This window comes from Occallatibacter gabretensis (assembly GCF_001449115.1).
GTDB classification, from domain to species: Bacteria; Acidobacteriota; Terriglobia; order Terriglobales; family Acidobacteriaceae; genus Telmatobacter; species Telmatobacter gabretensis.
Genome location: NZ_LAIJ01000010.1, coordinates 562,245 through 587,131 on the forward strand (window position 1 = coordinate 562,245; position 24,887 = coordinate 587,131).

21 protein-coding genes are annotated in these 24,887 nt (G+C 59.0%); 13 read left to right on the forward strand and 8 right to left on the reverse strand.

The window, feature by feature from the left end:
* Positions 1 to 5 precede the first annotated feature (5 nt).
* Positions 6 to 599, reverse strand: coding sequence for a hypothetical protein (locus VO84_RS18550; protein WP_058189220.1), 594 nt, complete (start codon positions 597 to 599; stop codon positions 6 to 8).
* 649 nt (positions 600 to 1,248) lie between these two features.
* Here VO84_RS18550 and VO84_RS22645 point away from each other — a divergent pair.
* The 5 genes from VO84_RS22645 to VO84_RS18570 all read left to right on the forward strand — a co-directional run bounded on the left by VO84_RS22645 (position 1,249) and on the right by VO84_RS18570 (position 6,822).
* Positions 1,249 to 1,395 (forward strand): hypothetical protein, encoded by a 147-nt coding sequence (locus VO84_RS22645; RefSeq protein ID WP_157439996.1) that lies wholly within the window; start codon positions 1,249 to 1,251, stop codon positions 1,393 to 1,395.
* A complete protein-coding gene (locus tag VO84_RS18555) occupies positions 1,385 to 2,170 on the forward strand; it encodes an RNA polymerase sigma factor (protein ID WP_082662151.1) in 786 nt (261 codons plus the stop codon). Before VO84_RS22645 ends, VO84_RS18555 begins: the two co-directional genes overlap by 11 nt.
* A 79-nt stretch (positions 2,171 to 2,249) precedes the next feature.
* Positions 2,250 to 2,960 carry an anti-sigma factor family protein gene (locus tag VO84_RS18560; protein ID WP_058189225.1) on the forward strand — a complete coding sequence of 237 codons (711 nt, stop codon included), beginning with the start codon at positions 2,250 to 2,252 and terminating at the stop codon, positions 2,958 to 2,960.
* Between the two features lie 209 nt (positions 2,961 to 3,169).
* Positions 3,170 to 4,081, forward strand: coding sequence for a hypothetical protein (locus tag VO84_RS22930; RefSeq protein ID WP_058189226.1), 912 nt, complete (start codon positions 3,170 to 3,172; stop codon positions 4,079 to 4,081).
* Between the two features lie 65 nt (positions 4,082 to 4,146).
* A complete protein-coding gene (locus tag VO84_RS18570; protein WP_058189229.1) occupies positions 4,147 to 6,822 on the forward strand; it encodes a CHAT domain-containing tetratricopeptide repeat protein in 2,676 nt (891 codons plus the stop codon).
* A 154-nt stretch (positions 6,823 to 6,976) separates the two neighbouring features.
* Here the strand turns inward: VO84_RS18570 and VO84_RS18575 are convergent, their stop codons facing one another.
* The gene (locus VO84_RS18575) at positions 6,977 to 8,635 is read right to left on the reverse strand and encodes a tetratricopeptide repeat protein (RefSeq protein WP_231738066.1); all 1,659 of its coding nucleotides are present in this window, start codon (positions 8,633 to 8,635) and stop codon (positions 6,977 to 6,979) included.
* 75 nt (positions 8,636 to 8,710) lie between these two features.
* Complete coding sequence (locus VO84_RS18580; protein ID WP_058189233.1) at positions 8,711 to 9,196, reverse strand: MarR family winged helix-turn-helix transcriptional regulator; 486 nt, start codon at positions 9,194 to 9,196, stop codon at positions 8,711 to 8,713.
* 98 nt (positions 9,197 to 9,294) lie between these two features.
* On the opposite strand from VO84_RS18580, the gene VO84_RS18585 reads away from it, so the two are divergent.
* Positions 9,295 to 11,751: an ABC transporter permease gene (locus VO84_RS18585; RefSeq protein ID WP_058189234.1), complete on the forward strand. Its 2,457-nt coding sequence runs from the start codon at positions 9,295 to 9,297 to the stop codon at positions 11,749 to 11,751.
* Between the two features lie 109 nt (positions 11,752 to 11,860).
* On the opposite strand, the gene VO84_RS18590 is transcribed toward VO84_RS18585, so the two are convergent.
* Together VO84_RS18590 and VO84_RS18595 are read right to left on the reverse strand one after the other, a co-directional pair.
* Positions 11,861 to 12,289: a DUF1398 domain-containing protein gene (locus VO84_RS18590; RefSeq protein WP_197414104.1), complete on the reverse strand. Its 429-nt coding sequence runs from the start codon at positions 12,287 to 12,289 to the stop codon at positions 11,861 to 11,863.
* Between the two features lie 12 nt (positions 12,290 to 12,301).
* Positions 12,302 to 12,760 (reverse strand): MarR family winged helix-turn-helix transcriptional regulator, encoded by a 459-nt coding sequence (locus VO84_RS18595; protein ID WP_058189236.1) that lies wholly within the window; start codon positions 12,758 to 12,760, stop codon positions 12,302 to 12,304.
* 223 nt (positions 12,761 to 12,983) lie between these two features.
* Here VO84_RS18595 and VO84_RS18600 point away from each other — a divergent pair, with 223 nt between their 5' ends.
* Positions 12,984 to 14,384, forward strand: coding sequence for an MHYT domain-containing protein (locus VO84_RS18600; protein ID WP_197414105.1), 1,401 nt, complete (start codon positions 12,984 to 12,986; stop codon positions 14,382 to 14,384).
* On the opposite strand, the gene rph is transcribed toward VO84_RS18600, so the two are convergent.
* Positions 14,381 to 15,118, reverse strand: a complete 738-nt coding sequence (gene rph / locus VO84_RS18605) for a ribonuclease PH (RefSeq protein ID WP_058189240.1) — start codon at positions 15,116 to 15,118, stop codon at positions 14,381 to 14,383. The genes VO84_RS18600 and rph overlap by 4 nt on opposite strands.
* 433 nt (positions 15,119 to 15,551) lie before the next feature.
* Here rph and VO84_RS18610 point away from each other — a divergent pair, with 433 nt between their 5' ends.
* The 3 genes from VO84_RS18610 (at position 15,552) to VO84_RS18620 (ending at position 18,742) form a co-directional block, all read left to right on the forward strand.
* Positions 15,552 to 16,481: a sensor histidine kinase gene (locus VO84_RS18610; protein ID WP_058189242.1), complete on the forward strand. Its 930-nt coding sequence runs from the start codon at positions 15,552 to 15,554 to the stop codon at positions 16,479 to 16,481.
* 95 nt (positions 16,482 to 16,576) lie between these two features.
* Positions 16,577 to 18,043 (forward strand): sigma-54-dependent transcriptional regulator, encoded by a 1,467-nt coding sequence (locus VO84_RS18615; protein WP_231738067.1) that lies wholly within the window; start codon positions 16,577 to 16,579, stop codon positions 18,041 to 18,043.
* A 174-nt stretch (positions 18,044 to 18,217) separates the two neighbouring features.
* Positions 18,218 to 18,742, forward strand: a complete 525-nt coding sequence (locus VO84_RS18620) for a hypothetical protein (RefSeq protein WP_058189246.1) — start codon at positions 18,218 to 18,220, stop codon at positions 18,740 to 18,742.
* Positions 18,743 to 18,904: 162 nt separating this feature from the next.
* Here VO84_RS18620 and VO84_RS18625 read toward each other — a convergent pair whose 3' ends face one another.
* Positions 18,905 to 19,768, reverse strand: a complete 864-nt coding sequence (locus tag VO84_RS18625; protein ID WP_058189247.1) for a hypothetical protein — start codon at positions 19,766 to 19,768, stop codon at positions 18,905 to 18,907.
* Between the two features lie 936 nt (positions 19,769 to 20,704).
* Between VO84_RS18625 and VO84_RS18630 the strand changes: the two genes are divergently transcribed.
* Positions 20,705 to 21,313, forward strand: coding sequence for a hypothetical protein (locus VO84_RS18630; RefSeq protein WP_058189248.1), 609 nt, complete (start codon positions 20,705 to 20,707; stop codon positions 21,311 to 21,313).
* 95 nt (positions 21,314 to 21,408) lie between these two features.
* Here the strand turns inward: VO84_RS18630 and VO84_RS18635 are convergent, their stop codons facing one another.
* A complete protein-coding gene (locus tag VO84_RS18635) occupies positions 21,409 to 22,908 on the reverse strand; it encodes an aldehyde dehydrogenase family protein (protein ID WP_058189249.1) in 1,500 nt (499 codons plus the stop codon).
* A 155-nt stretch (positions 22,909 to 23,063) separates the two neighbouring features.
* Here VO84_RS18635 and VO84_RS18640 point away from each other — a divergent pair, with 155 nt between their 5' ends.
* Both VO84_RS18640 and VO84_RS18645 read left to right on the forward strand, forming a co-directional pair.
* Complete coding sequence (locus VO84_RS18640; protein ID WP_058189250.1) at positions 23,064 to 24,179, forward strand: DNA polymerase III subunit; 1,116 nt, start codon at positions 23,064 to 23,066, stop codon at positions 24,177 to 24,179.
* Between the two features lie 311 nt (positions 24,180 to 24,490).
* A complete protein-coding gene (locus tag VO84_RS18645; RefSeq protein WP_058189251.1) occupies positions 24,491 to 24,826 on the forward strand; it encodes an Hfq-like protein in 336 nt (111 codons plus the stop codon).
* Positions 24,827 to 24,887: the final 61 nt, after the last annotated feature.

A 24,887-nucleotide genomic window follows, 5' to 3' on the forward strand; every position in this document is an offset into this window, starting at 1 on the left:
CGTGGTCAGTCAACAGTGATTCGTGATGCGGCGATTGTGCCTGTCGTCTCCGTTCCGGAGATGTAGTATCCGTTCGTGTCGAAAAGTTTGAACGTAAAAGTGCCGCTGTAGCTCATGCCATTAGGGGCGACGACGTCGGTTTCGTCGATGGTGAAGGACCCCGTGGCATTCCCGTTGTCATCGAACGTCCATCCGGTGTGATGCAAGCGGACTGTCCGGAGACCTACTTCCTTCCACACGCCGAAGCAAACATTTCCGATGACGGCAGAATGGTCAACGTTTTCAGACTCCGTTCCATCGGCGTGCCATTCTTTGAAAGATATGCCGAAGTTAGCTCCGCCGGCGGTGTAGACGGTATGCCACAGACCCACAATTGAATTCGGGCCTACGACGCCGTCGTGCTCCTGGAGGGGATATTTGACGATACTGTCTCTGCCGGCCAGTCCGTTGCATCCGGCTGCCTTTGCTGAAAGGGTTGTGGTGGATACAAGGATGAAGAGACCGAGGAAAGCCAACGTCGCCCGGGAGAACCGGTTACGCAGAGCTACCCTCAGCGCGGACATGAAGCGAATCCCCGGCTTGTTTGCAAGTTGATTCATGATGCTGCTCCTTTTCTTATCTCTTCGGATACAAGGAATCGGTTCCGTGCCCGCAAAAGCGGGTTCCGGTTCCCGCAACCGTTGGCGAGATGAACGGGAGTGTCAGGGAATCCAGACATTACTGCAATGCCCACGAAGCGGATTGTTTGTACCTGCCTAATCCGTTAAGAATGAACTTGCTAGCGGGAGTCATCCCCGGGTGACAGGTAGGGTCAAGCAATGCGACCTGCGATATCTTGACGAACCCGAGCGGGGCTATGAGCAATTTTCGGCCGTGGCGCATCGCTCCTAAAAATACGCATATATAGGTGAAACGCATTTCGCTTTGGACGCACTACATATGCGTAACCCAAGTGAGAGGGTTATACAGGCCCGGCTCTCCGTGCGGAGATCCCCAGATCCGCGAAGTTTATGCACGTTCCGGGCCGGAAGACATTTAAGCGTGCTTTGCGTGATTTTGCCGCTGCGCACGCGGATTTCTGGGCCAGGCTTGTTCAGGCACCGCACGCACCTGGACCGGTTTCCCAGAACACAGACGGTGCCCGCGTTTCGGAGGCGCGGGTTCCGTCTGTGCCCCCACTCGAGCCGTGCCGCAGGAGTTCTGGGCGCAATGAACGTAAATGACCGCGATTTGGGCCGGAGTTCAGGAATGATGACGCGAATAATTCCGATGGCGATTTGGCTGGGCATGAGTGGAATTGCATTGCTGGCGCTGTTTCAAGCGATGCCCGCGGCGGCGTACTTGCGGGCGAAGAATCAGAGCCGCTCAGAGAGAGGGGATCGTCATGATGCGTGATCCTCAGACAAGCCGAAGAATGCAAGGGGCGGCGATGAGCTGCTCGGCGGCAGCGGCGCTGCCGGCAACGCGCGAAACTTTGGGGTCGCGCCGGGTGACTTCGGACAGCTCCAAAGGTCGCGCCGTTTATGGGTCTACAATCGGCCCGGTGCTATACTCGTCTCCTTTAAAGAAGGTGGAGACGGGTTTGCAATTTCATTCTTTTGACGCGAGTTACGTGGAAAAGCTCTGTGCCGGCGATGGCGTCACACAGGAGCATTTCACTACGTATTTCTCGGCGCTTCTACAGATCAAGCTGCGTTCGCGGCTGCGGTCTCCGCAGGCTGCAGAGGATGTACGCCAGGAGACCTTTGCACGGGTTCTAACGGTGCTAAGGCGAGATGGCGGTCTTAGGCAGCCGGAGCGTCTGGGCGCGTTTGTGAATACGGTATGCAACAACGTTCTCTTTGAGCAGTACCGGTCGGCTGGACGGGGGGAGAGCCTGGATGAGGAAAACAGCGTTGAGCCGGTGGATCCGGGCAAGGACGCGCTGGAGATTGCGTCTTCACGGCAGATTGCGGTGAAGGTGCGGGAGATTTTGCAGGAACTGCCGGCGCGCGATCGTGCGCTGCTGCAGGCGGTGTTCCTGGATGAGAGCGAACGGGAAGAGGTCTGCACGAAGTTTGGAGTGGATCGCGAATATCTGCGGGTGCTGCTGCACAGGGCCAAGCAGGGATTCAAGCAGGAATACATAAAACGCGTTGGAAGCCCTGCACCGCAGGGAGCCGGAGCGTAAGCAATTTGGTACAGCTGGCATTTTGATGGTTTTACTGGAAGTTTTGAATCAGCCTTGGAAAAGAATGAGGATTAAGACTATGAATCATAGCGAAGCAGTTGTACAGATGGCCGCCGAGCGGTACCTACTCGACGAATTGGGCCCGGACGTTCGCGATGAGTTCGAAGAACACTTGTTCGAGTGTTCGGAGTGCGTGGTGGATGTGCGGGCTGGCGATATGTTTTTGCGCGAAGCCAAGGTGCAGCTGCCTGCTCTGGTAGCAGAGGATGAAGCACGCGCCGCGAGAGACCGGGAGAAGATAAGGCCGGTGAAGGAAAAGCGGGACTGGTTTGCGTGGATGCGGCCGGTTTACCTGGCTCCGGCGTTTGCCATGCTGCTGGCGGTGGTGGCGTATCAGAATATTGTGACGCTGCCCGGGCTGGAGCAGGCGGCGAATGAGCCGCGGCTGGCGCCATTGACGCCGGTGCGAAGCGCGACACGCGGCGACGGACATCAGACGCTGACGACGACGCGGAAGCTGGGTTTGACGCTGCCGGTGGATTTGCTGCCGGTGGATATGCCGGAGGCGAAGTTTGCTTCGTATGCGTTTACGCTGACGGGGCCGGACGGCAAGGTGTCCTGGAGCGGCACGATTCCGGCGCCTGCGGATGCGAGCCGCCAGATGTCGCTTGAGATTCCGGGCAAGCTGTTGAGCAACGGAACGACTACGGTGACTGTGGCGGGAATTGGTGCGGATGGTGCGCGGACCGACACGGAGCGGTATGTGTTTAATTTGGTTGTGACCGAATAAGGCTGAATGACAAAGGACGAGAGACTAAAAAACTGTCAGCTGGTCGGTCTTGGTTTCGTAACGAATGTGTGAGCGAGGGCACTTTAACCCTTCTTATCCCTGGCACGCAAAATTACGTGCCGGGGATACAGCGTTTTGAAATTTGTCATAAATGTAATAGTGCGCCGGGTACAATTCCGGCAGTTCCCTAAGTTGCGAAAGGCGAAGTTATGTCCAGAGTGCACGAGAATGCAGCAGTGAATGGCAGGACTCATGAGTTTCACGCGGAGGCAACGGTTGTCTCCGGGAACCTGCATCTGCCGTTTCCGCAGACGATTGAGCCGCAGGCGAAGTCGAACCTCTTCCACAAGGGCGGGTACCTGGCTCAGCATGTGGGCGAGTTCCGGGTGGAGGGTGTGCTGACCTTTGAGAAGGCGTACACGCAGGTGGCGGGAAATCCTGGAAAGAAGCCGGGGCACGGCTGGTCTACGCTGACCACGACTGTAATCGAGAAACTGAACGTGCTGGAGATTCTGACTGCGGACAAGGTGGTGGGGCAGATCATCACGGAGCATCCGCTGGAAGGGTATGTGCCGCGCATCTCGTTCCTTGGGACGCGATTTGAGGGACTGAAGATTGCGGGATTCCCGGTGGACATCGAGTGGGACCTGAATATTCTGGGTGAGAAGCCGGAAAAAGATCATGGCTACTCGCAGCACGAAGGCGTGCTGAAGAAGGTTAAGGACCTGATGAAGGGGTTCGGCAAGCCGGATCAGCTTCCGGCGGAGGTGACTGCGCAGTACAATCGACTTTCATCGAATCTTGAGTCTCCGGGGGCCGTGGAATGTTCGCTGGTCAAAAAAGCGTGGGGTGGCTACCCCGGCTTTACCTTTGGCCATATCATTCGCGTGCCGGATTTTGGAACGATCGAGCTGGCGAAGCTGAGCGTGAAGCACGAGGATTACGGGACGCCGGAAGATCCGCACAACCCGGATCCAAAAGTGCCGGAGACCACTACGATCACGCTGACGATGATCGACCTGAAGCTGGGTTGCGCGGTGGACGGGGACATTCCGGTGGGGACCAGCACGAGCAACGGGGGAACCCCGAAGGGCGGAACCGCGAAGGGCGGCAACAGCTAAAACAGGCGGGCGCGCAGCAGCCACGGAAAATATGGCTGTGGCTGCTGTGCCCGCTGGTACTTCTGGTGCTCATTCCTCTGCGCGACAATGACGCAGATGGGGTGCAGATCAATTACGACCATGCTCTAAAGCTCTTTCAACGGCAGCGCACGGAGGCGGCGCGGGCCGAGGCGGCTGCGGGCTGGGAGCGTTATCGCGAGACCGACCGGCCCCTGGCGGCTCAGTATCAACTGCTTTATGCCGAAGCGCTGAAGAATGCGGGCGAAAATGCAGAGGTCCTGCGGGTGCTGGCCTCTTACCCGGATACCGGCCCATCGGAGGGCGTGGTTCAGCGGTACGTCATGGAGGCACGCGCCCTGGCGTCCCTTGGTCAACCAGCATCTGCGGAGCAGACGCTGACGAAGGCTGAGGCGCTTTGCAAGAAAGCCGACCTTACGGCGTGCAGTGGTGTGACCTTCACGCGGGGATCGATTGCTCTGTTGGCGAGGCAGACGCTTGGGGAGGGACAGCTAGAGAAGGCGCGAAGATACTATCTTCAGGCGTATCAGTTTGCGCACAGCCATCATGATCCGTGGCAGGAATCGCGTGCTTCGGCCTATCTGGGTTACATCGGTCTACAGACAGAGCATCTGAATGAAGCACTCGACTGGTCGCAAATTTCATATCAGATCGCGTCACAGCATAGCTATGAGGGCATAGCGGGAACGGCGACCGGGAACCTGGGCTTTGCATGGTTCCAGCTTGGAGATGGCGAGCGGGCTCTGGAACGTTTTCAGGAAGCGGAGAAGAACGCCGAACGTCTGGGTGATGAGGACGATGAATTTCGCTGGCTGAGCGATACGTCCTATGTCTACCGAGACCGGGGAGAGCTCAGTCGCGCGGAGGAACTGCAGCAGAAGGCTCTGGGACTAGCACGCGCGACGAAGGACCAGGGCCAGATTGTGAATGCGCTGGGCGATCTGACTGCAGTGGAAATTTCAAATGGAGATCTGACGGCGGCTGACGGTCACTTAGTGGAGGCGCTGCGGATCGAGACGGCCGGTGGGCAGAAGCCGCGGCCGTTTTTTGCGTTGATGCAGGGCGATCTGGCGGCGGCGCGGCATGAGTACGCGAGGGCTGAGGGGCTGTTTCAAGCAGTGCTAAGCGATAAGGCCAGTCCGATAGCGGTGCGGCTGAATGCGGGCAATGACCTGGGCCGAGTGTATGAGGACGAGAAGAAGTATGCTGCCGCGGAGCGCGAGTACCGGGAGACGATTTCAGCATGGGAGGCGGCGCGCGCTGCGTTGAAGCGTGAGGAGTCGGCGCTTTCGTTTGGCACGAATGCAAGGGGAGTTTATGGGAACTATGTTCGGTTCCTGGTGGAGCGCGGCAGGAATGCCGAGGCGCTTGCGCTGGCAGACAATAGCCGGGCTCGGACGCTGGCTGAGGGGCTGGGGTTTGGACAGAATCATGCGGCTGCGGGAGCTGGGTCTGCGACGGAGGTGCTGCATCCGGAGCAGATTGCGCGGAAGACGGGAGCTACGCTGCTGTTTTATTGGCTGGGCGATAAGGACTCGTACCTGTGGGCGGTTGGGCCGGAGAGAACAGCGTTTTCCACGCTGCCTGCGAACCAGCAGATTACGACATGGGTGACGCGCTACAACAAGGCGATTCTGGATTCGGGCGATCCGGCGGAGGCGGCGAATGCCGACGGCGTGGCGCTGTATGCGGCGCTGATTGCTCCTGCGCTGAAGGTGATGGATACGCATAAGCCTGTCATTGTGCTGGCTGATGGCGTGTTGAACCAGATGAATTTTGAGACGCTGCTTGCGCCGAATGCGGCGGCGGGGGAAAAGCAAACCTCAGGGCCTAAAAGCCGCGAGGTTTCCGCGGGATTGATTGCCGGGGCTAAAGTCCCGGCTTACCCATCTTCGCGAGGAAACGTTGGGGCTGAAGGGCCGGCATACCAGAGAGGCGCGGCAGCTGGAACGCAGCACTACCTGGTGGAGGATTACACGCTGGAATCTGCGCCGTCATTGGATCTGCTGGCGCATGGCGGGACTGGGCCAGATAGAAAAGGGTTGGATGGAAAAGGACAGACGAAGGGCAATCCAGCGACGAATAATCTGCTGCTGATGGGCAATGCGGCTGCTGCCGATGCGGATTTTCCGCCGCTGCCGCTCTTTGGCATGGAGATGACGCGGATTGCGGGCCGCTTTCAGCCGGAAGAGACGACTGTTTTTACTGGAGCGAAGGCTACGCCGGCGGCGTATGAGGCGGCGAATCCGGAGAAGTTTGCCTACATCCATTTTGTGTCTCATGCGACGGCTAGCGAGACGAGCCCGCTGGACTCGGCGATTATCTTGTCGAATCCCGCGGGGGCGAACTCCGGTGCTTCCAGTTCTGGTGGAGTGAGCGCGTACAAACTGTATGCGCGGGAGATTGTGACGCATAAGTTGAATGCGCGGCTGGTGACGATTTCAGCGTGCTATGGAACGGGGACACGGGCTTATGCGGGTGAGGGGCTGGTGGGGCTTTCGTGGGCTTTTCTGCGCGCGGGATCTCGGCAGGTGGTGGCGGCGCTGTGGGAGGTTACGGACGAGTCCACGCCGCGACTGATGGATGGGTTGTATGCGGGGATTGCCGCGGGAGAGAAGCCGATCGATGCGCTGCGAGAGGCGAAGCTGGCGATGCTGCACTCGGGTACGCGATTCAAGGAGCCGTTTTACTGGGCTCCGTTTCAGATTTATAGTCGCGAATGAAGGCGCGGATCAAGCAGTTCTGACGAGTCCTTTTCGAGCCCATTCCACCCTGAAAAGCGTCTCTCAGGGGCTAAAGCCCCATCATTTTGGGGTCATCTTCGACACGGCTAAAGCCGTGCGCTGATACAAATCCAATTCAGACTGAACCACTACCCTATTTTGAAGCCGACTGCGTGGAAGAAATGAATTCTTTCACGTGTGCGAATTCGGGGCGTGCCGATTGGCCGCCGTTATCTGTTGATTTCAGAAGTGTGGCGTAGTACTGATGCGCTTTTGCCTTGTCGCCTGTTGCCTCTGCTGCAAGACCTGCATGGTAGAGGCCGTTGAAGCGGTTGGGGCTGAGCTTGAGGGCGATTTGATACTCGGCGAGCGCTTGTTGCGGCTGATGCCACTCGAGCAGCATATCGGCCACCATCTCGCGGGCGGGAATATCGACTTCGCCCTGGCCGACCTTGTCCTGCAGGTCGGCGGCGGCGCGGATGTTTTTCAAGGCTTCGTCCTGTTTGTTTTCAGCGAAGGCGACCCAGGCTAGGATCTCTGAGTGCTTGATCTTCACGCCGGTATCTTCGGCCACGTAGGAATCCTTACCCTTTTTGAGCTCATCCAGGGATGCGGCATAGTTGGCAAGGTCGGCTCGCGCCTCTTCCGGTTGACGCAGACGACCATGGGCGATGGCACGTGCCCATGCTGCCAGCATGACTGTCTCAGAAGGCGCACCGGCGGCGGCCTGCAGCATGGCCGCGGACTTCCAATCCCGCGTTTCCAGCGCATAGAAGACCGCATATTTCGTGTGATAGGCAGGAGCCATGGTCTCCATACGGTGATCGTTATGATCTGACGTCGCGGCCATGGATGCGATTTTGGGCAACAGCTCGGATGTCTGGCTGAGGACCCATCCGGCGCGGTTATCCTGACCGCTTTGCAGATAGGCGTAGAGCATGAAGTCGTAGGCATGGGCCTCGTTCATGATTCCGGTGCCGTATTTCGCCTGTGCGGATTCCGCGGCTGCTACCGAACCGAGATTGGCATGGATGTCCTGCGGCCACATGCCAAGGCGGGCGTAGATGTGGCTCGGCATGTGGTAGGCGTGCGCGCTGGATTGCGCAATTTCGCCATAATGATTGGCTGCGGACAGCCCTTCGGCGGCCATTTCAGGATTGTCGCAAGCGTGGGTGATGTAGTGATCCACGCCGGGATTGTCGGGATACTTTAGGAAGAGAGGCGACAGGACTGCCATTGCCTTGCGATTTGCGACCAGGCTGGTGTTGTTCGATGGGGCGGCTGCCAAGAGCGACAACGCATAGAATGCGCCAGCGTCGACGTCGTCTGGAAACTGCGCGTAAAGCTTACCCATGTCATCGGAATACGCTTGAACGCGCTCGGGAAATTGCTGCTTGCCGGGACGGTAGAAATCGCTCAATGCTGCGACATAGGCGCGCTCGCGGGGAGTCTTCGCCGATTGCGCCTGCTGGATGGCAGTCCATCCGCGAGCCATGTCGCTTTCGGATGGCCGGTTCCATATCTGACGGAAGTAGCTGAGGGCTACGCCCCAGTGCGCCATGGCGCAGTCCGGATTCGACTTTGCGATCTCCTGAAACTGTTGCAGCGCTTCGTCGTATCCGAAGTCATGCAGCTGAGCGACGCCGCGATTGAAGGGCTTCTGTACAGCGGCCGCGCACGAGATGGAAAAGGACACGGTTCCGAGCCGTTCGGGAGCGGATGCCGCATCCGATTTGGCCGGATGATCCATTGCCATTTGGGCCACAGCAGGCAGGGAGACCAGGGCAAGCACGGAGAGCGACAAAATTTTCATGGTGACCGAATTATAGGCTGGGCGACTATTGGTTGAGCTGATGCGTTGAAAAATCCGAGCTGAAATTTCTCGTCCTTAGGCTAAGGAGTTTAGGTTGCGGCGGAGATCGTGGGGGGAGCCGGCGGGCAGGAGCGCTTCAATTTCATTGTGCGTGGATTGCCAAGTGGGCATGGCTGCGGCCATGGTTTTTTTGCCTTTTGTGGTGAGGATCAGGATGCGGCTGCGGCGGTCATTGGGATCGGGAGAGATTTTGACGAGGCCGCGGCGCTCGAGGGGTTTCAAGGCGGCGGTGAGGGTGGTGCGGTCCATGGCGAGCAGCGAGGCGACGGGCGCCATGGAGGGCGGCTCGGGGCGGTTAAGGCTCATTAAGAGAGAGAATTGGCCGTTGGTGAGGCCGAAGGGGCGGAGGGCTTCGTCGAAGCGGCGGGCGAGTGAGCGGGCGGCGCGCTGCACGTGAAGACAGAGGCAGCAGTCGCGTACCAGAAGCGTGGTCTGGTAAGGGAGAATGTTTGCCTGGGGCGCAGGCTGCGCGCGGCGGGCAGGACTTGGAGGGATTTTCATCTGTAATGCAATTTTAAAGCTTGACACGGAGATAGATTGGTTGATACCAACATATCTGTCAAGGTTTTAATTGTAATTTTCTTCCCTGGAGCCAGCCTATGAACTTCCTGCGCGATTTGAAGTACGCTGTTCGTTCGCTTTCCCGCGTTCCCGCACTCTGGATTACCGTGGCGCTGACGCTGGCGCTGGGTATTGGCGCGAATGCGGCGATCTTCAGCGTGGTGCGTGCGGTGCTGCTGAAGCCGCTGGCGAACCAGGATGAGAGCAGGCTGTTGTACATCCGGCAGAGTGCGCAGGGACTGGGCGAGGAGAACGCGAATTTTTCCGTGCCGGAGATCAACGACATCAACACGGGACTGAAGTCGATCAGCGAGGTGGGAACCTTCTCGCAGGTGGATTTCACGATTATCGGCTTAGGGACGCCGCGCACAGTGACTGCGGGCGTGGTGGATGGAAATTACTTCCAGGTGATGGGATTGCGGCCGGTGCTGGGAAGGCTGCTGGGACCGGGCGATGATGGGCGGAATGCGCCGGGCGCGATTGTGCTGACGTACAACTTCTGGCGCGAGTCTCTGCATGGGGATCCGAATGTGCTGGGCAAGGTTGTGCGGATCGAGGTGTACAACGGACCGACTTCAGGAGTGGTGGTGGGAGTGCTGGAGCCTTCGGTGCCGTACCCGGTGGCGACACAGATCTTTGCCAACCTGGTAACGAGCCCGCATCATCTTTCGGCGACGATGGTGACGGGGCGCTCGCACCGGATGACGGAGGTGTTTGGGCGGCTTGCTCCAGGAGCGACGCTGGAGCAGGCGCGGTCAGAGCTGAGCACGGTTTACTCCGCGATGACGAAGGCGCATACGGAGGAGTATCACCCGACGGATCACTACCAGATCAGCGTGAGGCGGATGCATGACCAGATCAATGCGAAGGCAAACACGATTCTGTGGATCTTGTTTGCGGCGTCTGCGCTGCTGTTTGTGATTGCGAGCTCGAATGTGGCGAACCTGGTGCTGGCGCGGACGGTGCGGCGCGAAAGCGAGCTGTCAACACGTGCGGCGCTGGGCGCAACGACCGGCGCTCTGAGGCGGACGCTGCTGGCTGAGAGCCTGGTGCTGTGCGGAACGGGTGCGATTGCGGCGGTGGCGCTGGCGATTCCTATGGTGAAGGAGCTGGCGCGGTATGCGGCGCGGTTCACTCCACGGGCGAGCGAGATTCATCTCGACATTACGCTGGTGTTGGCGGGGATTGCGCTGGCTGTATTGGCGGCGGTGTTCCTGGCGTTTGTGCCGCGGCTTCCTTCTCCAGATGCAGCACAGGGCGGGCTTGCGGGCCGTGGAACGCGAGTGACGGGAGGAAGCAGCCGCCGGCTGCGTATCTTTGCGATCACGCAGATTGCGGCTTCATTCCTGTTGCTGGTGGGAGCTGCGGTGCTGATGCGGACGCTGTTTGTGCTGGAGCAGACACGGCCTCCGTTTGATTCTTCGCGGGTGATGGCGATTGATTTGCCGGTGATGTCGTATGGCAGGACGCCGGAGCAGATCACGGAGTTTCGGCGCGAGGTGGTGCAGAATGTGGCGGCGATTCCGGGCGTGGAACATGTGGCCGAGGGCTTTGCGGTTCCGTGGCGGGATGAGCGAAACCTGGGGCTTGGGCTGCAGTTTGCGGCGTCCGGCGCTCGGCGGCCGGATGGACAGGACTATCGCGCGAAGTTCCGCCCCGTTGGGCCGGGGTTCTTTGACACGCTGGGCGTGCCGCTTCTTGGCGGGCGTGATTTTAACTACGGTGACAAGGAAGGCGCAGAGCGGGTTGTGATTATTTCGAAGAGCCTGGCTGACTTGTTGTATCCGGGGCAGAATGCGCTGAACCGCACCATAAGCTGGACCGATCCGGTGATCAAGTTTATCGGCATGGGCTCCGAGCCGCGGAGAATTGTGGCGGTGGTGCCGGACTTTGATGACGAGAACATCATTCCTGCCCCGGTAATGACGATCTATCAGCCGACGGAGCAGGAGGGTTTTCCGGGGAGCCTGTTTGTACGGGCAAAGCAGGATCCTTATGCGCTGCTGCCTGTCATTACGCAGACGATTCGCAAGATGTCGAATGACCAGCCGGTGGAGAAGCCCACGACGTTGGGCGATGTGCGGGCTGAGGTGCTATCACCAAACAAGTTGAATGCGATTGTCTTTGGCGGGTTTGCCGCGGTGGCGCTGCTGATCAGCGTGGTGGGCGTGGCCGGCGTGCTGGCCTTTTCGGTGTCGAGCAGGACGCGGGAGTTTGGTATACGGATGGCGCTGGGCGCGCAGCCGAGGACGATTCTGGCGGGAGTGCTGCGCGATGGGTTGTGGATGGCAGGCATCGGCGTGGCGGCGGGGATTGCAGTGGGATTTGTGCTGGCGCGTGTGGTGGCGAGTAAAGTCGCGGCGATTGACCAGCCGGGCGTGCTGGCTTTTGCTGGGGCGGCGGGTGTGATTCTGGCTGCTGCGGTGGTGGCATCGGCGATTCCTGCGATGCGTGCGGCGCGAGTGAATGCGGCTGAGGCGCTGAGGGCGGAATAAGGCAGGGATCAGGGGTCAGAGATCAGTGGTCAGGGTTATCGATAAGAGGCAAAGACTATAGATATCCCACCCATCGAGCAAAAGAGGCTCGATGGATGGGGCACCCGAATTACAGCGCTACGGCTGGGTATTCCTCGACGTATGCTTCGTCGTTGACGCCGTAGTAGGTGACGGTGCGGGCGGCGAAGTCTACCTCGTATTTCACGATGCCTGCCTTCCATGAGGCTTCTAAAAATTCCGGAAATGTAGTATGGCCTGCTTGATCGGTGCGCAGGGCAGTGATGAGTGCTGCCTGATCGAAGGCCGGAATGTCGGCGATGCCTGAGATGAGCGGCTGAGCTTGCATAGCAACTGCGCCTTGCTGCGTTTGAAAGATGCAGTGACACGAAGGCAGATACCAGAGGTTATGCGTTGCGCCGGCCTGGCGGAGGACTTCGGCCAGATAAGGAAAGCCACCGACTTTGGGCCGGATGGTTTCCGCGTGCTGCATGGCTCGCTGAAGATTCTCGATTGCTTTGGACGAGACTGCATTACTCAAGGGTGTTTCTCCTTATGTCGTTGGGGTGTCGTCCCAGTGGTGAATTTTGGTAAGGCGCTCCATGAGGCGGCGCAGCCTGGCTTGTTCCTTGCCGGAAAGTTCGCCGAAAAAGTGGGCATCATTTTCGTCCGCGATCCTGGCGAGTTGAGGCACGGCTTTGCGCCCGGCGGCGGTGAGGGTAAGAAACTGCTGACGTCGGTCGGCCTGGTTATCCTTTGCGGCGATCCAGCGCTTGGCGAATAGCTTGTCGAGGATCTTCGAGATGGCTCCCTGGGTCATGCCGAGTGCGAGCGCCAGGTCGCTGGGACTGAGGCCGGGCTGGTCGTAAAGATGGCGCACAGCTACCCACTCAGCAACGGAAACATTCTGCGCGGCGAGCGTGCGGGAGAACTGGAGCGAGACGTGATTCGATACGCGCCTGAGCCAATAGCCGAGGTGGGAATCGAGAGCGGAAGGTTCAGAGGATCTCATTCTCTTAATAGTTTCCATGGAAAGTATTAAGAGGTCAAGAGAGATAAGAAGATTTGCACGTGACGAAATTGGCGATGGTGAGCCGCTGAGGAGTTGCTTTTGCCGCAGCCTGTCCGTGATGGATAATAAAATTACGATTCCCCACCTTACCTTCCCCGTGGGGATGCAAAGAGAAAACTGATTGGTCGGTTATTACGATCTCTGGACTGTCTTTTGCTCTTTCGTGATTGCGTTTCTTGCCGGGTTCGCCGCCTTTGAGTCGGTGGATCATGTGCGGTCGGGCGCGTCGCGGCAGAAGTGGGTCTTCTTTGGCGGCGTGACGCTGGGGCTGGGCATCTGGTCGATGCATTTTGTCGGCATGCTGGCGTGGCATCCGCCGTTTCCGCTGTTCTATGCAGTAGATCGCACGGTGTTTTCGGTACTGGCGGCGATCTGCGCATCCTGGCTGGCGCTCTACCTTGTGGCGGACGATCTTGCCAGGCAATCCCTGTTTCGGCGTGGGCTGGGGGCGCTGCTGGTGGGCGCGGGCATCTGTTCGATGCACTACATCGGCATGGCGGCGCTGGGTTTTTCCGGGCGAGTGATGTGGGATCCGCTCTGGCTGCTGTGCTCGTTTGTCATTGCCGTCACAGCCTCATGGGCGGCGATGGCGCTACTGGCGCGCAGCGGCGATGGGATGAAGGATCTGATGCCGCGGCTGATGGCTTCGGCGGGGATCGCGGTGGCCATCTGCGGAATGCACTATGCAGGGATGCGGGCCTTTATGCCCGAGCCGGACGCGTTGAGCCTGCACCTGCCGGCGAGCTTCAGCGGCGTGACGCTGGCACGGATTGGCGTAGGCAACGCGATGCTGTTCACCTTTGCTCTGCTGGTGGTTTCTTACCGGGACAAGGCACGGTGGATTCAGAAGGCTGGCGCGGCGCAGACGGAGAGCGCAGAGTCTGCGCGCAAGCTGGATGCGCTGGCCGCGGCGAGCAAGATTGCGGCCAGTGTGGCCCATGAGATCAACAATCCGTTGGAGGCGGTGACGAACCTGCTGTACCTGGCGCAGATGGGGAACGTGGGCGAGAGTGAGCGCGAGTACCTGGCGATGGCGCAGAAAGAAGTGGGACGGATTGCCTCGATCACCACGCACACGCTGCGGTTTTACCGGCAGCAGAGCGGGCCTGCGCCGGTGTTGATTCCGGAGCTGCTGGAGTCGGCGCTGGTGCTCTTTCAGACGCAACTTACGGAGCAGAAGATTACGTTGGAACGCGATTGGCCGGAGCAGACTCCGCAGGTGGTTTGCCGGGAGGGCGAGATCCGGCAGGTGATTGCCAACCTGATCAGCAATGCGATTGACGCGATGCCGGACGGTGGGAAACTGCGGCTTGGCGTGAAGCCTGTGTCGAGCGGGATCGAGGTCGAGGTGGCCGACACTGGCCGGGGGATTCCGGCAGAGGTGCGGGGCAGGATTCTGGAGCCCTTTTTTACGACCAAAGGTCGCAATGGAACCGGGCTGGGGCTGTCGATCTCGGCCGAGATTCTGGCGCGGCATGGAGGACGGCTGGACTTTGAGTCGGGAGCCGGCGGAAACGGCTCGTGCTTCCGGTTCTTTTTGCCGTTTACGCCGGAAGGCGACTAAGAGCCAAGCACCGCCTGCTGTGCCGCGAAGATTTCTTTCAGGCCGGCTTCGGCGAGGTCGATGAGAGCGTTTAGCTGCTGGCGCGAGTAGCTGCCCTTTTCCGCCGTGGCCTGGGTTTCGACAAGGCCTCCGTCGGCGGTCATCACGACATTCATATCTACTTCTGCCTGCGAATCTTCCTCATAACAGAGGTCGAGCAGGGCGTTGCCTTCGACGATACCGACACTGGTGGCGGCGACGAGCTGCTTCATGGGCGATTGCTTGAGCGTGCCGGATTGGACCAGGGCGTTGAGGCCGAGAGCCAGAGCGACCGCCGCGCCGGTGATGGCCGCGGTGCGTGTACCGCCGTCGGCCTGAATCACATCGCAGTCGAGGATGACGGTGCGCTCGCCGAGTGCCTGCATGTCGATGACGGAGCGGAGGCTCCGGCCGATGAGGCGCTGGATCTCGTGGGTGCGGCCGCCGATCTTGCCGCGCTCGCTCTCGCGGGGTGTGCGGGTGACGGTGGAGCGGGGAAGCATGGAGTACTCGGCGGTGACCCAGCCGCGGCCGGAGTTGCGGAGCCAGCCGGGAACGCCCTGCTCAATGGTGGCGTTGCAGAGGACGCGGGTGTTGCCGCAGGCGACGAGGACGGAGCCTTCCGCGGTCTGGACGTAGCCGGGGGTAAGGGTAAGAGGCCGCAGTTGGGCCGGTGTGCGGCCGCCAGGGCGGAAAAAGGAAAAGGACGAACTCATAACGGCATTGTAGCGGGTTCGATTTGGGGCTGAATTCCGGCTGATTTCCGTTGCCGGGATTCCCCGGTCAGGACGGGCTGGGAGGAGTGGGTTGAGTTGGTTTCATTTTGGGAATGGAGGATTGAAATGGGAAATTGCAGTTAACACTTTCAAAATCAATACATTAGCCGGAAATATTCTTGGCGATAGTTTCATTCTGGAACCAATCTGGAGGAGACGGGGGATTTTCAGCGGAGCGGGAAACTGGATTGATTCCTTTTCTAATGAACCACTTAGGGAACGCGTTCGAGTTTGGCACGCGACGTGTATATAAGCGGGACAGAAGCGGATGCGCAGGACGTATTCGGAACCAATCGAATTCGAAATGGAATCCGGGCATTGGGGACCGGATTCGAGACCTGAAAGCGGACGCAAAGAAGGGGGAACGGGGCAAATGCATACGACGGCGGAAACAGCGCATACTCCGGAAAACAATCGGGGGAGTGTTCGCGGCAGGGCGCAGGCCTTTGCCGAGACCCTGGCATCGTCGCACAGGCAGTCCGAGTCGCTCTCGGAACTGGCCCACGACGCACGCAATATGGTGATGGCGCTATCTCTCTACTGCGACCTGCTGGAGGAGCCGGGTGTGCTCTCACTCCCTTACCGGCATTATGCAGCCGAGCTGCGGCTGGTGGCGGCTTCAAGCCGCCGCCTGGTTGAGAAGCTGGCGCTACTGGGCAAGCGGGAGATTGCCGGAGGGAGCGGACCCATCCCGGCTGGACCCAATAAAACCAGGCCGGTTGCGCTCGCGATGGCGGTACCGGAGCAGCCGATCGAGGATCTGAGCGAGGAGGTGCTGGCGGCGCGAAATCTTCTGGACGCACTGTCCGGGCCACTGGTAGCCGTGACGGTTTCGGCTCCGGTGGGCGCGCTGCCAGTGTGGCTGACGACCGAAGACCTGACGCGGGTGCTGGTGAACCTAGTCAAGAACGCGGGAGAGGCGATTGGAGGCAACGGGTCGGGATCCGGTTCGGGGCACGATTCAGGGACAGGGAGACGGACAGGCAGGATCGACATCGAGCTGCGGGAACGCGCCGGGAGCGCGGATGCGTCGCCCACTCTGCTGTTGACTGTGGAGGATTCGGGGCCGGGCATCGATCCCGGCCTGCTGGAAGCGATTTTTGAGCCGGGCTTTACCACGAACGCCCACGCAAACGGGGCGACGGGCGCATGGCCTGCTTCGCATAGAGGCCTCGGGCTCTTTATCTGCCGGTCCATTGTGGAGGCGGCAGGCGGGCGCATGCTGGCCGGAAACCGGGGCCGCATGGGCGAGCAGCGGGGCGGGGCGCGGATTGAGATTGAGCTGCCGGTACGGACTCACTAAAAGAGTTGTTGCCGATGTATGGAACAGGTCCGGGATGGCGAAGGTACCTGAACTTTCAACACTTACCGAACGAAAACCCACGCGAGGCGAATACAATGTTAGCAACAGTCTTCCACACACCATCCATGGAGTTCTTCCCTCAAGCAGCAGAGCCGGTTGCGCGTCTGCACCTGCTGGTCGTCGACGCCGATCCGGCGATTCGCTCGGCCTGCGCCGAGATTGCGTCCGGTCTGGGCTACGCTGCTGAAACCACCTCGGACTTTCAACAGGCGCGGAGCCTGCTGCGTTCAAGCGCCGCGGATATCCTGCTGGTGAACCTGCCTCTGGCCGGATCCAGGCAGGGCCTCGAACTGATTGCCGAGGTGAAGCTGCTCTACCCGCGCATTGCAATTGTTGCCATGACTTCCTCCGGCCTGGTGAACACGGCTGTGGAGGCGATGCGCTGCGGAGCGAACGACTATCTGACGAAGCCCTTTACGATGGACGATTTCTCGGGCGTCCTCGAGCGCGCGAATCAGACGGTTACAACGGACACGGCGTCGCGGCGATTGCGCGAACAACTTCGCGCGAGCCAGGGACTGGGCGCGATGATCGGGCGATCGCCGGAGATGGAGAAGGTTTACCGCATTCTGTCGAAGGTAGCGCAGAGCTCGCATCCAGTCCTGATTCTGGGCGAGAGCGGAACGGGCAAAGAGCTGGTGGCGCGCACGATTCATGCTTATGGGCCTAACGGACAGAAACCTTTTCTGCCGGTCGATTGTGGATCGCTGGTGCCGACGCTGATTGAAAGCGAGCTCTTTGGCTATGTGAAGGGGGCATTCACCGGCGCAAACCGCTCGAAGGATGGATTGCTGGTTTCGGCGGAGAGCGGGACCGTGTTTCTCGACGAGATTGGCGAGCTGCCGCTCGACCTGCAGGCGAAGCTGCTGCGGGCGCTGCAGGAGCGCGAGGTGCGGCCGGTAGGCGCGACGCATTGCGTGCCTATCAAGGCCAGGATTGTGGCGGCTACAAATCGCGACCTGGCTGCGATGGTGGAGAAGGGAAGCTTCCGCAAGGATCTTTTCTATCGTCTTAACGTGGTGAATCTGCGGTTACCTTCGCTGCGGGACCGGCGCGAGGACATTCCGATTCTGGCGGCGCATTTTCTGGAGCGCATCAGCCGCGAGCAGATAAACAAATTTACGCTGAGTGACGAAGTGTTGCGGACGATGATGCGCTATGACTGGCCGGGCAATGTACGCGAGCTTGAAAACTCCGTACAGGGGGCCTGCACTATGGCCTCTAGTCCAGTGGTGCAGCTTTGCGATTTGCCGACGCAACTGCAGAACACTGGCCTGGAGGCGCGGCGGATAACGTTGGAGGCGGCGCAGCCTGCTGAAAATGGCGCAACGAGTGCGGCACCGCTGACGACGCTGGCCGATCTTGAGAAGCAGGCGATTCTCTCGGCGATCCGCACGCTGCATGGCGATAAGCTGCAGGCCGCGAAGCTGCTGGGCATCGGCAAGACGACGCTCTACCGCAAGCTGAAGGAATACGGTATTGCGGACCCGATGGCGGACTGAGGACAGCTTCTAGCTGCCAGCTCCTAGCCGCTAGTTCTATTGTGCAGGTGCTGGCTGCTGAAACAAATTCTCGCGGTCCAGACGGATTGAGTTCAACAACACATTTCATCAGCCCGGCTTTCGAGCTAGCGGCTAGGAGCCGGCAGCTAGAAGCTGCCTCCGAAGGAGGACATTATGAGCATTCTTCTCGTGACTGGAATTGAAGGGGCGCGGAATTGCGCCGATGTAATTGCCAAGAACCTGGGAACCGAAGTGGAGATAGCGGAGGGGCGCAAGACTGCACTGGCTGCACTGCGGCGCGGAGAATTTTCCGCCGTTGTCGTCGATGAGACGATTGCCGAGTGCGATCCGGCTGCGGCCGAAGCAATCTGGGAGCGTGCAGGGCTTGCGATTCCTGTGCAGGTGAACTTTGCGCTGACCGGCGCGGCGCGGCTGATTCGCGAGTTGCGCGCGGCGCTGAACCGCCGCGAGCGGGAGCAGGCGCTGGCCCGGAAAGCGGCTGCCGCGGCGATTGAGTCCGAGCTGAAGTCCACGGTTGCAGGATTGTTGCTGCACTCGGAGCTTGCCCTTTCAGGGTCGGATGCGGGGTCGCCTGCGGCGGAGCGGCTGCGCACGCTGGCTGATCTTGCTGGAATTCTCCGGCAGAAGCTGAGCGCGCCGCTGCCCGCGCGCGGTGAGGCGGTTCCGGCGATTCACTGAGATTTGTGTTTTGAGTTTGCGTTGCACGCGCAAAACGCCGGGGCGATGTTTTGCCCCGGCTTCCTTTTTTGGAGGTGCGGGGCAATTACTTTCGCGTGGCGTGCGGTGGCATCTGGAGCGGAGGATTCTCTGCTATGCCGCCCTTCGCTTCATGTTTATAACTTATTCAACAAAGACGCGGGTTGCAGACTTGTGCTGAGGTTCCCTAGGGAATAGGAATCTCCTATTAACTGGGACAGACGAATACCAAACAGACCCCTCCTTCCACACATTGCCGATAATCATCCGGTCTTCGTTCGATACAAAAACGACGATATAGTCAACTTCCTCTAAACCTTCATAGCCACTCAACGTACTGCCTCTCAGAGTGCCAGCAACGTCTTCAAGCAGGAGCGCGGTTTTGAAACCCTGCTCCTTCTTGTACTTCGTCAGTTTAAGAAGCCCATGTTCAACTGCCTGCCCAAGTCTTTGGCTTTGTAGAGCTTTCTGGTCCTCTGGTTCTTCAGGCATGGGCCAGACGTTTCCATTCAACTTCGCGTGGTCCCCGCTGCACATAAGTGTTATCTTATGTCCTTCGTATTCAGTCCGTACGTAACTGTCGACCATTAGCAACGTCGGGGCGGTATCCACTACCCAGGAAACGAGATCGCTGACAAACAGCTCCCTACTACTCTCCTTCTCAAGGGAATCCACGCTTGCTGGAGGAGCAGCAAGAAAATAATAACGATCGGGGGGAATTCGCTCTTTACAGCCAGCATTGACGGAACAGACGATTTTCCTCCACCTGTTCACATACTCAATCTGCCCATCGAAAGATTGAACACTGGTATGCTCAACCGCAATCTTGTCATTTTCATCGCTGCTGGGGAATAGAACGAAGTCAACGTCACGAGTGCTTCGATTAACCTCATCAGGCGATTCAGACTTCTCGTATTCTATGTCCGTGAGCGACCTCAGAATAGTAATAAAAGCGTCGCGTGCGTTCAGTTCGTTCGGTTTCTTCATAATCTTGACTGGAATTTCCATTTTTCTTTCCTGGCGACGAGAGTATACAGCCAGTTGCCGCCTACCGCCGGGTGCCCCAGGTCTCCAGGGTTTGGAGACCTGGGAGACCACAAAAGCTTGCCCGTCTTCTTGTCCCCTGCAACCTGTCACGAGCGAAGCACGCTGCTTTACTAACACTGCTAACTCCGCCAAGATCACTGATTACTTTGGTCCACTGTCCTTTCGTAACGTCCCACCCCAAAAATAGTTTTCCTACAATTAAGGGGAATTGTGCTTTACTTAGAATCAGCAGTAGAAAAGCCACGGCCCGAACCCCTAAAAGGTTCGGGCCGTAGTCGTTTAAGAGAGTTGAAGGGAACTGGGCCTTCAGGCCTCTGACAACAAAAGGAGATTAGCCCGGGCTTGTAAACAACATGCCCCTGCACAGTCCCGAAAGAAAGATCGCATGAAGATATCGCGCGCAAATCGTCTGGTTTTCCGCAACTCGCAGAAACAGAACTATTTTCCATCCAGACAGATTGCACAGTCTCGAAATGAAGGTCGTATAAAGATTTTTCCAGAAACTGTGCAATCTCCTGTAACCTGCAGAAACAAAACAGCTTCAGAAACTGTGCTGCACAGGATAACTCCTGAAATCGCCCAAAATCAAACACTGCGCAGCCACCCGGAAGGAAGCCGACGATGCTCTAAAGCGCAATCGTCACAGCTTTGGTTTTGAGGTAGTTGTGGAGGACTTCTTCGCCCATGCCGCGGACTTGGCAGGCTTGGCTGTTGCTTCCAAGGGGTAGATGCGTTGGCATTGCCTGCTGGAAAGACAGTGGGGCAGAATTATTTTTACAAATATAGATGCAGTGCGTATCATTCCGGCTGAACCGGGAAGCCGAGCTACAAATCCTGGAACGGTCACATTCGCAGAGCAGTTATCTTCCTCCGAGACAACCTGAAGGAGGTCCATGGATGAACAATATGGCTTACATGGGGCAGGACGGACAGACCGTTGTGCCCAAAGTGGAAGAATTGCTGAGCAAGGAACTGGGCATAAGCGGGCCCATCACCAGCTTGGTTGAGGTTGAAGGCGGAGGGGTGAGTGGAGCTTCAGTGCTTCGGGATCTCGGCGCTTCTGTCTTCGGAGGCAATACAGTTCCGCTTTTTACCATTCACTTTCAACTGACGCAACCGCGCCTTGCTCAACTGGACGTGCACATGTTGCGTAAGGGCCTGGGGTGCGTCGGCGGCCCACTGGCTTACAGCGCGGTCCTGAACAAAGCCATCCCAGGAGATGTTGCGATGGCGGATGACGGTAAATTCACGGGAGATGCCGGATTTGCAGGCAGGCTCAATGGCAACAAAGACCTGCGGAAGAAATGCGAGGCATTTGCGGTGAAGAAAGGCGGGCTCGCAGGTGCAGAGATTGAGATTCCGCGCACGCTTAAGGTTGTTTCCCGCGATGGCGCGGCGCAGCTGATTGCGGTGACTCTGCCGAAGAGCAAGTCGATGGGATTCAGTGCTTCGCTGGGAGCACATGAGTTTCTAGAGCTTGCTTCCGCGGTGGAATCCGCGCTGTGAAGCAGAAGGCGGAGTGACGGCGCAGATTTTGTCCAGCAAGAGGCGAAAACAAGAGCGGCCTGCGAGGGTAGGCCGCTCTTGTTTTCGAAATGAGCTTACAGCGCGATGGTTACGGCCTTGGTTTCGAGATAGTTGTGCAGGACTTCTTCGCCCATTTCACGGCCCCAGCCGGATTGCTTGTAGCCGCCGAAGGCGAGGGAGGCGTCGAAGACGTTGTGGCAGTTGACCCAGACGGTTCCGGCGCGCAGGCCGCGGGCGACTTTGTGAGCAGTGGATAGGTTTTCCGTCCAGACGCTGGCTGCGAGGCCGTAGATGGAATCATTGGCTTTTCGGAGGATCGCTTCGATGTCTTTGTCGGAGAAGGGCGTGGCGCAGACGACGGGTCCGAAGATTTCTTCGTCGACAACCTTCATGCCGGGATGGGTGTTGGTGAGGACGGTGGGCTGTACGAAGTAGCCGTGCTCCGCCTTCTTTGCGCCGCCTGCGGTGACTTTTGCGCCTTCGTTCACGCCGGACTCGATGTAGCCGAGAACCTTGCGATACTGCTCATCGCTGACGAGCGGTCCCATCTGGCACGATGGGTCGAGGCCGGGAGCGACGTTGATGCCGGAGGCAACTTTGCTGACGCCTTCGACGACTTCGTCGTAAATCTTTTCATGCACGAAGAGGCGCGAGCCGGCGCAGCAGCACTGGCCGTGGTTGAAGAAGATGGCCGAGGCCGTTCCCTGAATTGCGTTGTCGATACGCGCATCGGGGAAGACGAGGACGGGAGATTTTCCGCCGAGCTCGAGGCTGACTTTCTTGAGATTGCCCGTGGCGGCTTTGACGATGAGCTTGCCGACTTCGGTTGAGCCGGTGAAGGCGACCTTGTCCACATCGTTATGCGAGGCGAGCGGAGCTCCGGCTCCTTCGCCGAAGCCGGTGAGGACGTTGACCGCGCCGGGAGGCACGCCGGCTTCATGGAGGATCTGAGCGAGGCGCAGGCCAGAGAGCGGGGTCTGCTCGGCGAGCTTCAAGACAACGGTGCAGCCGCAGGCGAGCGCTGGAGCGAGTTTCCATGCGGCCATGAGCAGCGGGAAGTTCCAGGGAATGATTTGTGCGACGACGCCGATGGGTTCGCGAAGGGTGTAGGAGTGGAAGTCGCCGGGGAAGGAGATGGGGAAGGTCTTGCCGGCGATCTTGGTGGTCCATCCGCCCATGTAACGGAACATGTCGGTGGCGAGCGGGACATCTGCGATGCGGGCGACAGAGAAGGGCTTGCCGTTGTCGAGTGATTCGATTTCAGCGAACTCATCGTTGTGCTTTTCGAGCAGCTCGGCGACGCGCCAGAGGATGCGTCCGCGCTCGGAGGGCGACATGCGCGGCCAGGGGCCTTCATCAAAGGCGCGGCGGGCGGCGGCGACTGCGCGGTTGACGTCTTCCGCTTCAGCCTCGGGGGCATGGGTGATGACCTCGCCGGTGGCGGGGTTGTAGACGGGGAAGGTTTTGCCGGAGGCGGCGGAGACGAAGCGGCCGTCGATGAGCATCTTGTGATCGGCGGTGACGAAGCCAGCTGTTGAGTGGCTGATGCGAGGATCAATTGCGACAGTTGCCATGAAAATTCCTCCGTGTTTCCGGCTGTGGTGAGCCGGAATATTGCACGGAGGAACAGTAGCACCGGGCGCGGAGAGTTGGCCAGCGCGGGTAAGGGAATTTGTTGTGCTGTTATCGAATATTCCGCATGCACAGCGGCTTCTTCTACACTCGATGAGTGAGCTTCCGGGAGTTTCTGGGCAATACGGCGACTGTGACGCGCCTGCGCGAGAGTGTTGCGGCGGAGCGCGTTCCGCAGTCGATGATTCTGGCTGGGCCGCGCGGGGCGGGGAAGTACACGCTGGCGCTGATGCTGGCGCGTGTGGTGAATTGCAAGGGCGGTCCGGATGGCGGCCCGATTGTTACGGATGGGCTGCCGGATTTCTGCGGGCGATGTCTCAATTGCGTGAAGATTGGCGAGGCGGCGAATCTGGAAGAAAAGGTTGCCGAGGCCGTGGAGGCGCGCGAGGATCTGCGCGAGGCGGATAAGAAGGATACGCGGATTCTTATCCAGACTCATCCTGATGTACTGGTAATTCCTCCTGATCCGCCGCAGTTGCTGATTAAGTTGGGACAAGTGCGGCAGGTGATTCACGCGGCTTATTACCGGCCTCCGGTGGAGGCGCGGCGCTCATTTTTCATTTTTACGAGCGCAGCGTTTATGAAGGAGGCGGCAAATAGTCTGCTCAAAGTTCTGGAGGAACCGCCGGCCTACGCAACGCTGATTCTGCTGGCGGAAAATCCTCAGGAGCTGCTGCCGACGATTCGTTCTCGCGCGGTGACGCACCGGCTTGGCGCGCTGCCTAGCGGAGAGCTGGAAACACTGCTTGGTGTGCGCAGGCCGGAGCTGAAGCCCGCGGAGCGCGCGCTGGTGGCGCGGCTGGCTGAGGGCGCGGTTGGGCGGGCGCTGGGCTTCGATCTTGCGGCCTGGCTGCAGAGCCGGCAGGATGCGCTGATTCTTTTGCGAACGGCGCTGCGTGAGCCGGATTACTCGACGCTGTTTCGCACGACGGAAGCGTATCGCGCGGGAGCAGAGGGGCAGGAAAAAACTACGAACTTGCTGCGAGTTCTGGGCAGCCTCTTTGAGGACCTGCTGCTGACCCATGCGGGTACGCCTCAGCTCATACGGAATATCGATATGGCTGGCGAGTTGGGGCAGTTGGCGCAGGGAATCAACGTGGATTGGCTGGATGGAGCCGCCTATGCGCTGGGACAGGTTCAGAGCGGAATGCGCAGGAATCTGTTGCGGTCGCTGAGCCTGGATGCGATGGCGCTGAGTCTGCCGGAGCGCTGAAAATACAAGCGGCGACAGGGCGCGGTGCTCAGAGTGTTCGAGCGCAATGGAAGTTCGCACTGTGGGAATTTCCACATCGTGGCGCACAACCCGGAGTAACGCGTGGGCATCTCTTTTAGTAACAGCTTTCCAAAATCCGAGAGCAGTACGAAGAGGCCTCAGCGAGGCCTCAGCGCTGGTGCAGGTTCTCTTTGTCCTTGCTGCCGGTATTGGAGAGAGGGCTTTATCGATGCACGAGTTTGCACAGCCTGCGTTTGAGCAATCAAACGCGATGTCCCGTCGATAAAGCACCGAAAGAAAGGATGAGCTTTATGAGCGGACAAGCTATTCTTCCCCGCGTTGCAGAGGATGGTATTGCAACCCAGCCGGAGATCTCGGCACCGCGCAAACGCCGTAGCACGGCACCAATTTCAGTGCGTTTGCCCGAGTACCAGGAGCCGTTCGCGCTGCATCACGCGGAGCTTTTTTACCTGCAGAAACAGATTCAGTCGCAGACGTCGATGGTGATTGTGATGGAGGATGGCGAGACGATTGAAGGCTGCATTGAATGGTACGACCATCATGCGCTCAAGGTGCGGGGGCGGACGAGGATGCTGATTTACAAGTCCGCGATTAAATTTATGTACAAGCAGGGCGAGAACGGCTGAAGGCTATTGTTTTTCAAGAGCACTCTATGTCGGTTCAACTAGTAATGCCTCAGCGATCATG

Bases quoted from the DNA above. Each gene is read 5' to 3' on its own strand.
- VO84_RS18550 (WP_058189220.1), bottom strand. From the start codon at position 599: ATGAATCAACTTGCAAACAAGCCGGGGATTCGCTTCATGTCCGCGCTG.
- VO84_RS22645 (WP_157439996.1), top strand. From the start codon at position 1,249: ATGATGACGCGAATAATTCCGATGGCGATTTGGCTGGGCATGAGTGGA.
- VO84_RS18555 (WP_082662151.1), top strand. From the start codon at position 1,385: ATGATGCGTGATCCTCAGACAAGCCGAAGAATGCAAGGGGCGGCGATG.
- VO84_RS18560 (WP_058189225.1), top strand. From the start codon at position 2,250: ATGAATCATAGCGAAGCAGTTGTACAGATGGCCGCCGAGCGGTACCTA.
- VO84_RS22930 (WP_058189226.1), top strand. From the start codon at position 3,170: ATGTCCAGAGTGCACGAGAATGCAGCAGTGAATGGCAGGACTCATGAG.
- VO84_RS18575 (WP_231738066.1), bottom strand. From the start codon at position 8,635: ATGAAAATTTTGTCGCTCTCCGTGCTTGCCCTGGTCTCCCTGCCTGCT.
- VO84_RS18580 (WP_058189233.1), bottom strand. From the start codon at position 9,196: ATGAAAATCCCTCCAAGTCCTGCCCGCCGCGCGCAGCCTGCGCCCCAG.
- VO84_RS18585 (WP_058189234.1), top strand. From the start codon at position 9,295: ATGAACTTCCTGCGCGATTTGAAGTACGCTGTTCGTTCGCTTTCCCGC.
- VO84_RS18595 (WP_058189236.1), bottom strand. From the start codon at position 12,760: ATGAGATCCTCTGAACCTTCCGCTCTCGATTCCCACCTCGGCTATTGG.
- rph (WP_058189240.1), bottom strand. From the start codon at position 15,118: ATGAGTTCGTCCTTTTCCTTTTTCCGCCCTGGCGGCCGCACACCGGCC.
- VO84_RS18610 (WP_058189242.1), top strand. From the start codon at position 15,552: ATGCATACGACGGCGGAAACAGCGCATACTCCGGAAAACAATCGGGGG.
- VO84_RS18615 (WP_231738067.1), top strand. From the start codon at position 16,577: ATGTTAGCAACAGTCTTCCACACACCATCCATGGAGTTCTTCCCTCAA.
- VO84_RS18620 (WP_058189246.1), top strand. From the start codon at position 18,218: ATGAGCATTCTTCTCGTGACTGGAATTGAAGGGGCGCGGAATTGCGCC.
- VO84_RS18625 (WP_058189247.1), bottom strand. From the start codon at position 19,768: ATGGAAATTCCAGTCAAGATTATGAAGAAACCGAACGAACTGAACGCA.
- VO84_RS18630 (WP_058189248.1), top strand. From the start codon at position 20,705: ATGAACAATATGGCTTACATGGGGCAGGACGGACAGACCGTTGTGCCC.
- VO84_RS18635 (WP_058189249.1), bottom strand. From the start codon at position 22,908: ATGGCAACTGTCGCAATTGATCCTCGCATCAGCCACTCAACAGCTGGC.
- VO84_RS18645 (WP_058189251.1), top strand. From the start codon at position 24,491: ATGAGCGGACAAGCTATTCTTCCCCGCGTTGCAGAGGATGGTATTGCA.